Source organism: Streptomyces sp. FH025 (assembly GCF_017427025.1).
Taxonomy (GTDB): domain Bacteria; phylum Actinomycetota; class Actinomycetes; order Streptomycetales; family Streptomycetaceae; genus Kitasatospora.
Map to the genome: position 1 here is coordinate 1 of NZ_JAFLNG010000167.1, position 12,368 is coordinate 12,368.

The following is a 12,368-nucleotide window of genomic DNA, read 5'->3' on the forward strand; positions in this document are numbered from 1 at the left end:
CGCATCCTCCAACAACTGCCGTCCGACCTCGGTCAGTTCGGTCGACCTACGGTCCCTCCGGAACAACTGCGCACCGAACTCCGCCTCCAACGCCCTGATCTGACGCGACAGCACCGGCTGCGCGATGTGCAACCCCACCGCCGCCCGGCCGAAGTGCAACTCCCGCGCCACCGCCACGAAGTACCGCAGCTTCCGCAGATCGACGTCCATCGCCCACCCCATCCCCACTGATACCCCGAGGGTATGACAGCGGCCACAACAGGTCTTGGACCGCACCGATCCACCCGGCGCAGGATCGAGACACCACCCCGCACAACGGGGCGACCGAAACGAACGAAGGACCCACCATGCCCCTCACCGGCCAGCACGTCGTCGTCCTCGGCGGCACCTCCGGCATCGGCCTCGCCACCGCCACCCTCGCCGCCGAACGCGGCGCCCGGGTCACGATCGCCTCCAGCCGGCCCGCCAACGTCGAACGCGCCCTCTCCACCCTGCCCGCCGGCACCACCGCCGAGGTCGCCGACCTCACCGACAGCAACCAGGTCGCCGACCTGTTCAACCGCCTCGGCCCCCTCGACCACCTGGTCTACACCGCCGGAGAACCCCTCAACCTGACGACCCTCGACACCCTGGACCTCGCCGCCGCCCGCGACGCCTTCACCCTGCGCTACTTCGGCGCCCTCGACGCCGTCCGCGCCGCCGCCCCCAAGCTGCGCCCGGGCGGCTCGGTGACCCTCACCTCCGGCACCGCCGGCCTGCGCCCCGGACCGGGCTGGAGCATCGCCGCGAGCATGTGCGGCGCGATCGAGGGCCTGGTCCGGGCGCTGGCCGTGGAACTGGCCCCGCTCCGGGTCAACGCCGTCCGGGCCGGGCTGATCCGCACCCCGCTCTGGTCCGGCCTGCCCGAGGCCGACCGCGAAGAGATGTACGCCAAGATCATCGACGGCCTCCCCCTCGGCCGGATCGGCGAACCCGAGGACGCGGCCGAGGCGTACGCCTACCTGATGGAGCAGCGCTACGCCACCGGCACGGTCGTCACCGTGGACGGCGGAACGCTGCTCGCGTAACGGATCGCTCCGGGCGCCGCCACGGGTACCGCTCCGAGTACCGCTACAGGTACAGCCCCGTCGAGCCCTCGGTGTCGCCGAAGCGGCTCGCCGCCACCGCGTGCAGGTCGCGCTCGCGCAGCAGCACGTAGGTGGCGCCCCGCACCTCGACCTCCAGCTTGTCCTCCGGGTCGTACAGCACGCGGTCCCCCGGCTCCACCGAGCGCACGCTCTGGCCCACCGCGACCGCCTCGGCCCAGGTGCAGCGCTTGGACAGCTCCGCGGTCGCCGGGATCAGGATGCCGCCGGTCGAACGGCGCTCGCCCTCACTGCCCTCGGTGCGCACCAGCACGCGGTCGTGCAGCATCCGGATCGGCAGCTTCTCGCCCAGCCGGTCGTGCCGGGCGTGGTCGCCGAGGTGGATCGGTTCGTCATTCGTACTCACAGTCCCGAAGGTACCGTCCCCGGCCGCGCAACGTGACGCGGGCCCGGTAAACATGACACCGGCCCGGCAGAACGTGGCACCAGCCCGGCCACCGGAAGGCCGCGCCGGGAAACGGAAGGCCGGCCCGAGAAACGGAAGGCCGCCCCGGCAACAGGAAGTCCGCCCCGAGAAGCGGAGGGCCGGGCACCACCCGGTGCCCGGCCCTCCCGCGTTCCGACGCTCAGCCCTTGCGGCGCTTGCGGGCGGAGGCGACCAGCAGCACCAGACCCACACCGACCAGCGCGGCCGGGACGATCCGCTCCTTGCGCGGCTGCCCCTTCTCGTCCACGAACTGCACCCGGACCTTCTCCACCAGGCCGTTCGCGGCCACGTACGCGCGGCCCGCCTTCTCCTCGACCGCGGCCATCGCCTTGGCCTTGACCTGGGCCGAGATGGTGCTGGGGTGCACGCGCACGGCCAGTTCGTCCAGGGTCGCCGCCAGCTTGTCGCGGGTCCGGGCGATGTCCGCCTCGATCTGCGCGGTCGTCCGCGCCGACTTGTCCTGCGTGCTCGCCTCGCCCACTCGGGCCACCCCATTCACTTGCGCTGTTGTCCTGGTTGTCCTGTGCGACTGACCCAGTCTCTCAGTTGCCGAGCACGGCCGCGCGGCCCCACCCACCAACGGAGGTAAGTTTGCCGTGGTACGACCGCCCGTCCCAGCCTCCAGGAGAGTACGACCATGACTGAGCGTCTCCAGCCCGGCGACACCGCGCCCGCCTTCAGCCTGTCCGACGCCGACGGCAAGCAGGTCTCGCTCGCCGACCACCTGGGCCGCAAGGTCATCGTCTACTTCTACCCGGCCGCGCTCACCCCCGGCTGCACCAAGCAGGCCTGCGACTTCACCGACAACCTGGACGTCCTCGCGAACGCGGGCTACGACGTCATCGGCATCTCCCCCGACAAGCCGGAGAAGCTCGGCAAGTTCCGCGAGGCCGAGAACCTCAGGGTCACGCTGCTCTCCGACCCGGAGAAGCAGGTGCTGGAGGCGTACGGCGCGTTCGGCGAGAAGAAGCTGTACGGCAAGACCGTGACCGGCGTCATCCGCTCCACCGTGATCGTGGACGAGCAGGGCAAGGTCGAGCACGCGCTGTACAACGTGAAGGCCACCGGGCACGTCGCCAAGCTGCTGCGCGACCTCAAGGTCGAGGCCTAGGAACCGACGAGAGCAGCGGTGGCGGCCCACCCCCCGACCGGGTGCGCCGCCACCGCCGTTCCTCACCTCAACGGGCCGCCCTGATCAGCAGGCCCCGAGGTCGTTCCAGACTCCCCAGGAACCACTGGCGCTCGGGTCGTCGCCCTTGGTCCACCACTTGTTCTGGTAGTAGTGGCCCTTCCAGGACACCTTGGTGGGCGTCGCGTAGGTGGTTCCCGCGTCCCAGCTCGGCGCACCCGCGCAACCGGCCGGCGTGGTCGGCGGCGTCGTGGGCGGAGTGGTCGGCGGAGTGGTCGGCGGGGTCGTGCCACCGTCCACCGCGCCCCGGGTCAGGTCGCCCTTGATCCCGTACAGCGTGCCGCCCACGTTGACCGTCCAGTTCGACGGCGTGGACACCGGCAGGTAGTAGACGAAGTCCATGTCGATCGAGGCGCCCGGCGCCAGCGACTGCCAGCCCGGCAGCTTGACCGACACCCGGTTGTACGTGCCCTTCAGCCCGCCGGTGTTGCCCGGTCCCGGGTTGTCCTGCTTGATCACCTGGAGCCCGAAGCCGGACTGGTCCTTGGCGTTGCCCGGGGCCGAGTTGCTGTAGTCGAACTGGAACTCGGTGCCGCCCGGCAGGGTCAGCGTCGAGTTGTTGACGATGTGCAGCTTCGGGTTGATCGGGTAGTTCGAGTCGCCCAGCGCGAAGTTGGTGAACGACACGTCGATCGGCAGGGTCTGCTGCGGCAGCGCGATCGTCGAGCGGGTCGCGCCGTACGGGCTCGCCGCCTTGAACTTGTCGTACATCAGCGAGGTGAGCGTCGAACCGGGGACGTACTCGCCCTTGCCGCCGTTGGCGGTGGCGTCCCACTTGTAGTCGCCCGCGAGCTCCCAGATCATCGCGCCGCCGGCGCCCTGGTTGACGATGTAGTCCGCCTTGGCGCCCACCGACTGCTCGTCCTCGGTGGACAGGAACACCTTCTTGGTGTCGTTCCACAGCCACGGCGCCACCAGGGCGGAGCTGTAGTTGCGGGTGTAGGTGCCCTGCAGGGCGGTGTCGGTCACGCCGTACTTGGAGAGGTAGTCGGGGACGATGCCCTTCTCCAGGTTCTTGGCGTGCCACATCGGGTTCGACCCGGCCGGGGACTCCTTGCCCGCGTCGTCCTTGTCGTTCCAGATGTTGTCGATGCCGACCGCGCCGTCACCGCAGGCGGTCAGGCCGGAGCCGACCGGGCAGGTGGTCGCGGAGGCCGTGCCCCAGAGGCCGTTGGTGCCGCCCTGGACGTTCTTGAACCCGCGGGTGTAGTACGGCAGGCCGACGTTGATCCGGCCGCCGGGCATCGCGCCGCGGAAGTAGTGGTACGACCAGTCGGCGTTCAGGTAGCCGATGCCGCCGTACTGCGCGGTGCCGTACACGTTGGCGGACGCCAACTCGCCGTCCTTGCCGTCGTCGTAGAGCGAGGCGTTCGGGCCGACGTACTTGTTCCAGGCGCCGTGCAGGTCGTACGACATGATGTTGACGTAGTCCAGGTACTGGGCCACCTGGAAGGTCTCCATGCCGCGCAGCAGGTACCCGGAGGACGGGGCCGCGACCGACAGCAGGTAGTGCTTGCCGTCGGCGGCGCTGGCCTTGTCCAGGCTCTCGCGCAGGGTCTTCATCAGCGCCGCGTAACCCTTGGCCAGCGAACCGCGCTTGGAGTTGGCGAGCTGCCAGTCCAGCGGGTTGCCGGCGTCCTTCATCGAGGTCGGGTACTCGTAGTCGATGTCGACGCCGTTGAAGCCGTACTTGCGGATGAAGTCGACGGACGAGGCGGCGAAGGTGTCGATGCCGGCCTGGTTGACGCTGCCGTCCGGGTTGACGGTCATCGAGTAGAAGCCGCCGGAGTTGACGCGCTTGCCGTCGTCCCCGAAGTAGCCGCCGGTCTCGGTCCAACCGCCGACCGAGATCAGGGTCTTGACGTTCGGGTACTGCTTCTTGAACTTCGTCAGCAGGTTGAAGTGGCCCTTGTACGGCAGGGTCGGGTCCAGCTCCGCGCCGGGCACGCCCGGGAAGGAGATCCCGGTGGCCTCGTTGGTCGGGCCGTCGGTGCCGACCGAGAGCTTGTTGTCACCACCGACGTGCCCGAAGGCGTAGTTGAGGTGGGTGACCTTGTCCCAGGGCACGTCGGTCGCCAGGTACGGCTGGTCGCCGTTCTTGCCGGTGCGCCAGCCGGTGAAGTAGCCGATGATGCGGCGCTGGTGGTCCGCGCCCATCTTCTCGCGCCCGCTGGTGTCGTAGACCGAGCAGTACGGGACGTCCACCCCGGGGGTCTGGTACAGCCCGTCCGGGCGACAGGCCGAGTTGTCGACGGCCGCCGACGCCTGCGAGGGCGCCGCACCCAGCGTCGCCATCAGCAGCCCGGCCAGGCTCGCCGCCGCCAACGAGGCCAGACCCGCCCGTGCCGCCGGGCTCTTACGACGCCGAGCGGCGGTGGGACGCCGCTCCGTCGTGTTTCGGATCAACACTCGGTCCTCCAGGAGAGAGTGTCGGCGCGTGCCTGTGGGGGAGCACGCACGTGGGGGATTTCAGTTGGCGCAGAAGCTATGTGGTCTGAACCACATAGGTCAATAGGTCTGTACCAATTAGTAATCAGCAGCTAAACATCACAGGTCGGAACCCCCGACAACCAGTCAGCCCGTGGCCGAAACCCACCCCGTAACCGAACCCCCGCTCGATCGTTCTCATGTCGGAAGAGGGGCCCTCCATCACAACAGGGGACCCACCATGCCGGTCGAATACACCCGTGAACTGCTCTCCACCATCGCAGCCACCGCCGCCTCACTCGACGAGATGTTGACCGCGCTCGGCCGGGAGCCGAACCGCGACCGGCGCAAGTACCTGCGGCGCAAGCTCACCGAGTACCGGATCGACACCTCGCACTTCCGCCCGACCGGAAGCGTCTACACGCGCGAACTCCTCCAAGAGGCCGTCTCGGTGTCTCACAGCGTGGCCGGGGTCGTGCGATACCTCGGCCAACGCCAGGCCGGCGGCACCCAGGCCCACATCGGACGCCGCATCAAGGCGCTCGGCATCGACACGTCACACTTCAACGGACAGGCCCACGCCCGGGGCAGGCGACTTCCCACCAGGATCCCGGCCGAACAACTCCTCGTCCAGCGCCCCTGGGGAGCCAAACGAATCCCCGGTTCGCGGATCCGCAGCGCCTTGGCCGAACTCGGCCGGCCCGAGCTGTGCGAGGACTGCGGCACCGGCCCGGAGTGGCGCGGGCGGCCGATGACCCTGGAGGTCGACCACATCAACGGCGACTGGTCGGACAACCGGCCTGACAATCTCCGGCTGCTCTGCCCCAACTGCCACGCCATCACAGCCACGTACTGCGGTCGCAACAAAAACAAGCGACCGCGACCCGTCGACTAATCACAGTGTCGTCGCCCCTGAGCGAAGCCCTAGACTAGTGGCCATGCGGCCTTGGCGAAATCGGCAGTCGCGCGGGTTTTAGGTGCCCGTGGGAGAAATCCCGTGAGGGTTCGAATCCCTCAGGCCGCACTAGCCTTGCAATCGATGGCCCGCCCGGAGAGGTTCTCCGGGCGGGCCATCGACGTTCTGCGGGGCGTCAGCCGATGAGCTCCTTCACCACCGGGGCGAGGGCGCGGAAGGCCTGGCCGCGGTGGCTGATGGCGTTCTTCTCGTCCGCCGTCAGCTCGGCGCAGGTGCGGGTTTCGCCGAGGGGCTGGAGGATCGGGTCGTAGCCGAAGCCTCCGTTGCCGGCCGGGGCGGTGCGGAGGGTGCCGAGGAGGCGGCCCTCGACGACGCGCTCGGTGCCGTCGGGCAGGGCGAGGGCGGCGGCGCAGAAGAAGTGGGCGCCGCGGTGCGGTTCGGCGATGTCGGAGAGCTGGGCGAGCAGCAGGTCCAGGTTGGCGAGGTCGTCGCCGTGCTTGCCGGCCCAGCGGGCGGAGAAGATGCCGGGCGCGCCGTTCAGGACGTCCACGCAGAGGCCGGAGTCGTCGGCGACGGCGGGGAGGCCGGTGGCGCGGGCCAGGGCGTGCGCCTTGAGCAGGGCGTTCTCGGCGAAGGTGACGCCGGTCTCGGGGACGTCCGGGATCTCGGGGTAGGCGTCGGCGCCGACGAGTTCGACGTCGAGGCCGGCGTCGGTGAGGATGGCGCGCAGCTCGGCGACCTTGTGCTGGTTGCGGGTGGCGAGGATCAGGCGGGTGGACATATCGCCCACCCTATCGAGCCCTGTCGAGCCCCACCGAGCCCCCACCGAGCCCCCACCGAGCGCGCGGGGGCGGTCAGCCGCCGCAGAGCGAGGTGAGGTTGCCGGCCGCGTCGCCGAGCGGCTTGAGGTCGGGGGCCTCCTTGCGGTCGACGGCCTGCTGGACCTTGTCGGCCTGCTTCTGGAGGTCGGTCACGGCCTTGACGACGTCGGTGTTCTTGGAGTTCTTCCCGATCTGGTCGAGGTCGCCCTTGAGCTTCTGCACGGCCTTGCCGGCGGCGGCCGAGTCGTTGCTGGCGTTGTCGTAGGCCTTGGTGAGGTCGGCGAGGTCGCCGGTGATCTTCACGGCGGTGTTGCCGCAGTCGACGGCCTTCTGGGCGGCCGAGCAACTCACCATGCTGAGCGGGAGGATCGCGATCAGTCCGGCCACGGCGAGGGCGGTGGGGCGGGCGATGCTCGACGGCATCCGGTCCTCCTGGTGCGCGCGGGTTCCGTGGGGAGGGACGCGCGCCGGGGGGTGCGCGGTTCCCGCAGCGGGTTGCTGCGGGAACCGTACGGTCTGCGGGCCCTGCGTGTACAGCGGTCCGCGCGACTCCTCCGTGGGTGTCGACGGACGCTGGGGGCGCGCCGGTTCAGCCCTGCTGCCGGTTCAGCCTTCCAGGGCCTTGCGCTGGATCTCGTCGAGTTCGGCGCAGCCGAGGGCGCCGAGGTCGAGGAGTCGGTTGAGCAGGTCGCGGTCGAAGGGGGCGCCTTCGGCGGTGCCCTGGACCTCGACGAAGCGGCCGTCGGAGGTGCAGACGATGTTCATGTCGGTTTCGGCGCGCACGTCCTCCTCGTAGCGGAGGTCGAGCATCGGGACGCCGTCGATGATGCCGACGCTGACGGCGCTGACGCCGCCGGTGATGGGCTGCCCCTTGGCGCGCAGGAGCTTGCGCTCGCGGGCCCAGGAGACGGCGTCGACGAGGGCGATGTAGGCGCCGGTGATGGCGGCGGTGCGGGTGCCGCCGTCGGCCTGGAGGACGTCGCAGTCGAGGACGATGGTGTTCTCGGCGAGGGCGCGGTGGTCGACGACGGCGCGCAGCGAGCGGCCGATGAGCCGGCTGATCTCGTGGGTGCGGCCGCCGATGCGGCCCTTGACGGCTTCGCGGTCGCCGCGGGTGTTGGTGGCGCGCGGGAGCATGGAGTACTCGGCGGTGACCCAGCCTTCGCCGCTGCCCTTGCGCCAGCGCGGGACGCCTTCGGTGACGCTGGCGGTGCACAGCACCTTGGTGTCGCCGTAGGAGATGAGGACGGAGCCTTCGGCGTGCTTGCTCCAGCCCCGCTCGATGGTGATGGGGCGGAGCTGTTCGGGGGTGCGGCCGTCGATGCGTGACATAGCCACTGAGCGTAGCCGCTCGCGGGGGTGCTTCCGGATGCGCCTCGGCCCGCCGTCCCCCTGAGCGGGGCGGCGGGCCGGGTGGGTGAGCCGGGGTGGCTCAGCTCACATCATGTCCTCGATGTCGGCGGCGATCGGGTCGGCGTCGGTGCCGATGACGACCTGGATCGCGGTGCCCATCTTGACGACGCCGTGGGCGCCGGCGGCCTTGAGGGCGGCCTCGTCGACCAGGGAGGCGTCCTTGACCTCGGTGCGCAGGCGGGTGATGCAGCCCTCGACCTCTTCGATGTTGTCGATGCCGCCCAGACCGGCGACGATCTTCTCAGCCTTGCTGGCCATCTGATTCTCTCCCTCTGTCTCGGCTCGCCGGCGGCTCTGCCGGGCGCCGTCCTGCGCTGTGCTGGGGTGTTCCTCGACCGTCGGGCGGTGAGGTGCCGGTGGCTGACGTGGGTTCAGCTGTGGTCGCGCTGCCGGGCGGCGCGACCAGCATCGCCTGTGCCGGTCCGGTCTGCCACGTTAGACCACGTTTGGCCCATTCCGGCGCGCAGGCCGCCGATCACCGCCCGAGGATGACGATCAGCGGGGTTCGCGCCCCGGAGTGCGGCCTGGTGTGGCCCGCTCCCCAAAGTGGTCTACACCAATATATGTGTACTCCGATGAACGCGGGAAGCGCCCCGGGTGTTCCTGAGCCCCGGCCGAGGGTCCCGCGCCGGCCCTTGGGACGGCAACTGCTCGCGGAGGGCGGATGATGAGTTCGGCAGGCGCCACGGCCCCGCAGACCACCTGGTGGCACACCTTCTACGGCGGTCTCCAGAAGATGGGCCGCTCGCTCCAGCTGCCGGTCGCGGTGCTCCCGGCGGCCGGCATCCTCAACCGGCTCGGCCAGCCGGACGTCTTCGGCAAGGACGGCCTGGGCTGGACCGACGTCGCCAAGGTCTTCGCCGCGGCCGGCGGTGCGCTGCTGGACTCCTCGCTCGGGCTGCCGCTGCTGTTCTGCATCGGTGTGGCGATCGGCATGGCCAAGAAGGCGGACGGCTCGACGGCGCTGGCGGCCGTGGTCGGCTTCCTCGTCTACTACAAGGTCCTGCACGCCTTCCCGGAGAGCTGCAAGCCGCCGACGGTGCTGGTCAGCGACCAGTGCGTGGACTACTCCTCGGCCAAGGCGGCCAACGCGACGTACCAGAACCCGGGGGTGCTCGGCGGCATCCTGATCGGCCTGATGTCGGCCCGGCTGTGGGTGCGGTTCCACCGCACCAGGCTGGTCGACTGGCTGGGATTCTTCAACGGCCGCCGGCTGGTCCCGATGATCACCGCCATGGTCGGCATGGCGACCGCCGTGGTCGCGCTGGGGGTGTGGCCGCCGATCGGCCGCGGCCTCAACGACTTCTCGCAGACCCTCGCCGATCTCGGCTCGGGCGGCGCGGGCATCTTCGGCCTGTTCAACCGCGCGCTGCTGCTGATCGGCATGCACCAACTGCTGAACACCTTCGTCTGGTTCCAGTTCGGCGAGTTCACCAAGGCCGACGGCACGATCGTGCACGGCGACATCCCGCGTTTCCTGGCGGGCGACCCGACGGCCGGCCAGTTCCAGTCCGGCTTCTTCCCGATCATGATGTTCGCGCTGCCCGCCGCCGCGCTCGCGATCGCGCACTCGGCCAAACCGCATCGCCGCAAGGAGATCTACGGCCTGATGCTCTCGGTCGGCCTGACCTCCTTCGTCACCGGCGTCACCGAGCCGATCGAGTACTCCTTCGCCTACATCGCCCCGGCCCTGTACGGCGTGCACGCGGTGCTGACCGGCGCCTCGATGGCGGTCACCTGGGCGCTCGGGGTGCGCGACGGCTTCAGCTTCTCCGCCGGCCTGATCGACTACGTGATCAACTGGGGGCTGGCCACCAAGCCGTGGTTGATCATCCCCATCGGACTGTGTTTCGCCGCGGTGTACTACGCGCTCTTCCGGTTCATCATCGTCAAATTCGACCTGAAAACACCGGGGCGCGAGGACGAGAGCGAGGTCGAGGACGTCACCAAGGCCTGAAACCTGCCTCCGCCGATATCACCCTCAAAGGCCTCCGCATCCAACGGTCCGGAGGATTTCGGCGTTTCGGGAAGGGCCTGAATTCCCAGCCGAATATCCGGCCGAATATCCGGCCGAAAGGCAATTCGATCCCGATCCGCCCGGCCCGCGACACTCCGGCCGAGGGCCGGCCGCAGGTGAGGGAAGTCTCACGGGCCGCCTCCGCGACCCCGCGATCACTCTCAGCAGCCACCGCGCACGCCCGGGAGCGGCAGGATCGTCCGCGCCCGACCCCCGACCCCGCTCCGGCCCGGCGCTCGCACGGGGTCGGCTCTTTTTGTTGCGCAAATAGCCAAAATCCCAATCCCGGCTGTAATCATGATCGTCGTTCCGCTTCCAGGTTTCGATTTCATAGCGCTTCCCGGTGACGGCGCTTTACGGGGTTCCCCGCCTTCTCCACCCGTGCTACAAACTGGTCTACACCACACGTGGTGTAGACCAGTTCGCGGTTGGTCCCCTGTGCCTTCCCCCGACCGCCATGCCGTTAGGAACCCACCCCCATGAGTCAGTCTGCGCAGGCACCGGCGCCCGCCACGGCTCCGGCTTCGCCAAGCCCCGCCAAGAAGTTCGGCCAGAACCTCCTCCAGGGTCTGCAGAAGATCGGTCGCAGCCTCCAGCTGCCCATCGCCGTGCTCCCCGCGGCAGGTCTGCTGCTGCGTCTCGGCCAGGACGACGTGTTCGGCAAGGACGGCCTCGGCTGGGACAAGGTGGCCTCGGTCTTCGCCACCGCCGGCAGCGGCGTCTTCGACAACCTGCCGCTGCTCTTCGCGGTGGGCATCGCGATCGGCTTCGCCAAGAAGGCGGACGGCTCCACCGCCCTCGCCGCACTGGTCGGTTTCCTGGTGTACAAGAACGTCCTCACCGCGTTCCCGATCACCGAGGGTCACATCGACGGCGGCAAGTGGGTCGCCCCGACGTACCAGAACCCGGGCGTGCTCGGCGGCATCGTGATCGGCCTGCTGGCCGCGGTGCTGTGGCAGAAGTACCACCGCACCAAGCTGGTCGACTGGCTCGGCTTCTTCAACGGCCGCCGCCTGGTGCCGATCCTCATGGCCTTCGTCGGCACCGCCGTCGGTGTGCTCTTCGCCCTGACCTGGGGCCCGATCGGCGACGCCATCAAGAGCCTGAACGACACCCTGATCGGCGCCGGCGCGTTCGGCGCGGGCGCGTTCGGCCTCGTCAACCGCGGTCTGCTGCCGGTCGGCATGCACCAGTTCGTGAACTCCTTCGCCTGGTTCCAGACCGGTGACTTCACCAAGCCCGACGGCACCGTCGTGCACGGCGACCTGACCCGCTTCTTCGCCGGCGACCCGACCGCCGGACAGTTCATGTCGGGCTTCTACCCGATCATGATGTTCGCGCTGCCCGCCGCCGCGCTGGCCATCGCCCACTCCGCCAAGCCGCACCGCCGCAAGGCCATCACCGGCATGATGGTGTCGCTGGCCCTGACCTCCTTCGTCACCGGTGTCACCGAGCCGATCGAGTTCGCCTTCGTCTTCATCGCCCCGGCCCTGTACGTCATCCACGCGGTCCTCACCGCCGTCTCGATGGCCGTCACCTGGGCGCTCGGCGTGCACGACGGGTTCACCTTCTCCGGCGGTCTGATCGACTACCTGCTGGCCTGGAACAAGGCCACCGACCCGTGGATGATCATCCCGCTCGGCCTGGTCTTCGCCGCGCTGTACTACTTCCTCTTCCGCTTCGCGATCACCAAGTTCAACCTCAAGACCCCCGGTCGCGAGGACGACGACGAGATCGAGGACGTCACCAAGTGACCGAGGCCTGAGGCCCCGCCCGTCCTTTCCGAAGGCCCCGCCCCACCGCTGCTCACCCAGCGGCGGGGCGGGGCCTTCGGCGTACCCGAGGGTTCCACCGTGCGGGAACGATGGAACGCGGGAACGCGGGAACGCGGTTGACGAACCGACGGACACCCTGGTCAACTGAAGCGGTGAACGCCTCGTGCCCGCTGGTCACCCGCAGCCACATCGACTTCGGTCGCGTGTGGTCCGCGGCGTGTCGCGGCTGAGCTGACCG

The 12,368-nt window shown here is 69.4% G+C and carries 13 protein-coding genes and 1 tRNA gene; 6 read left to right on the forward strand and 8 right to left on the reverse strand.

The features are described 5' to 3' along the window. Window positions 1-210 (reverse strand): LysR family transcriptional regulator (locus J0670_RS14550; protein WP_207811978.1); only part of this gene is annotated, 210 nt, incomplete at its 3' end. 137 nt (window positions 211-347) lie between these two features. Between J0670_RS14550 and J0670_RS14555 the strand changes: the two genes are divergently transcribed. After that, entirely contained in the window at window positions 348-1,067 is a 720-nt protein-coding gene (locus J0670_RS14555) for an SDR family oxidoreductase (RefSeq protein ID WP_207811979.1), read from the forward strand. A gap of 43 nt (window positions 1,068-1,110) precedes the next feature. Here J0670_RS14555 and J0670_RS14560 read toward each other — a convergent pair whose 3' ends face one another. Together J0670_RS14560 and J0670_RS14565 are read right to left on the reverse strand one after the other, a co-directional pair. Next, window positions 1,111-1,413, reverse strand: coding sequence for a co-chaperone GroES (locus J0670_RS14560; protein WP_207811986.1), 303 nt, complete (start codon window positions 1,411-1,413; stop codon window positions 1,111-1,113). A gap of 298 nt (window positions 1,414-1,711) precedes the next feature. Continuing rightward, on the reverse strand, window positions 1,712-2,053 hold the full coding sequence (locus J0670_RS14565; protein ID WP_196952353.1) for a DUF3618 domain-containing protein: 342 nt from the start codon (window positions 2,051-2,053) through the stop codon (window positions 1,712-1,714). A gap of 156 nt (window positions 2,054-2,209) precedes the next feature. Here J0670_RS14565 and bcp point away from each other — a divergent pair, with 156 nt between their 5' ends. Next, window positions 2,210-2,683, forward strand: coding sequence for a thioredoxin-dependent thiol peroxidase (gene bcp / locus J0670_RS14570; RefSeq protein ID WP_207811980.1), 474 nt, complete (start codon window positions 2,210-2,212; stop codon window positions 2,681-2,683). A gap of 84 nt (window positions 2,684-2,767) precedes the next feature. Here the strand turns inward: bcp and J0670_RS14575 are convergent, their stop codons facing one another. Then, on the reverse strand, window positions 2,768-5,164 hold the full coding sequence (locus J0670_RS14575) for a chitinase C-terminal domain-containing protein (protein ID WP_307806525.1): 2,397 nt from the start codon (window positions 5,162-5,164) through the stop codon (window positions 2,768-2,770). Window positions 5,165-5,429: 265 nt separating this feature from the next. Between J0670_RS14575 and J0670_RS14580 the strand changes: the two genes are divergently transcribed. After that, window positions 5,430-6,083, forward strand: coding sequence for an HNH endonuclease signature motif containing protein (locus J0670_RS14580; protein WP_207811981.1), 654 nt, complete (start codon window positions 5,430-5,432; stop codon window positions 6,081-6,083). A gap of 45 nt (window positions 6,084-6,128) precedes the next feature. Then, window positions 6,129-6,212 (forward strand) — tRNA-Leu (locus J0670_RS14585). 67 nt (window positions 6,213-6,279) lie between these two features. On the opposite strand, the gene rdgB is transcribed toward J0670_RS14585, so the two are convergent. The 4 genes from rdgB to J0670_RS14605 form a co-directional block, all read right to left on the reverse strand. Next, window positions 6,280-6,885 carry an RdgB/HAM1 family non-canonical purine NTP pyrophosphatase gene (gene rdgB, locus J0670_RS14590; protein WP_207811982.1) on the reverse strand — a complete coding sequence of 202 codons (606 nt, stop codon included), beginning with the start codon at window positions 6,883-6,885 and terminating at the stop codon, window positions 6,280-6,282. Window positions 6,886-6,958: 73 nt separating this feature from the next. Further along, complete coding sequence (locus J0670_RS14595) at window positions 6,959-7,348, reverse strand: hypothetical protein (protein WP_207811983.1); 390 nt, start codon at window positions 7,346-7,348, stop codon at window positions 6,959-6,961. Between the two features lie 183 nt (window positions 7,349-7,531). Continuing rightward, window positions 7,532-8,257, reverse strand: coding sequence for a ribonuclease PH (gene rph, locus J0670_RS14600; protein ID WP_207811984.1), 726 nt, complete (start codon window positions 8,255-8,257; stop codon window positions 7,532-7,534). A gap of 105 nt (window positions 8,258-8,362) precedes the next feature. Beyond that, the gene (locus tag J0670_RS14605) at window positions 8,363-8,713 is read right to left on the reverse strand and encodes a glucose PTS transporter subunit EIIB (protein WP_207811988.1); all 351 of its coding nucleotides are present in this window, start codon (window positions 8,711-8,713) and stop codon (window positions 8,363-8,365) included. A gap of 292 nt (window positions 8,714-9,005) precedes the next feature. On the opposite strand from J0670_RS14605, the gene J0670_RS14610 reads away from it, so the two are divergent. Then, window positions 9,006-10,295, forward strand: coding sequence for a PTS transporter subunit EIIC (locus J0670_RS14610; protein WP_207811989.1), 1,290 nt, complete (start codon window positions 9,006-9,008; stop codon window positions 10,293-10,295). 539 nt (window positions 10,296-10,834) lie between these two features. Continuing rightward, a complete protein-coding gene (locus tag J0670_RS14615; RefSeq protein WP_207811985.1) occupies window positions 10,835-12,109 on the forward strand; it encodes a PTS transporter subunit EIIC in 1,275 nt (424 codons plus the stop codon). Window positions 12,110-12,368: the final 259 nt, after the last annotated feature.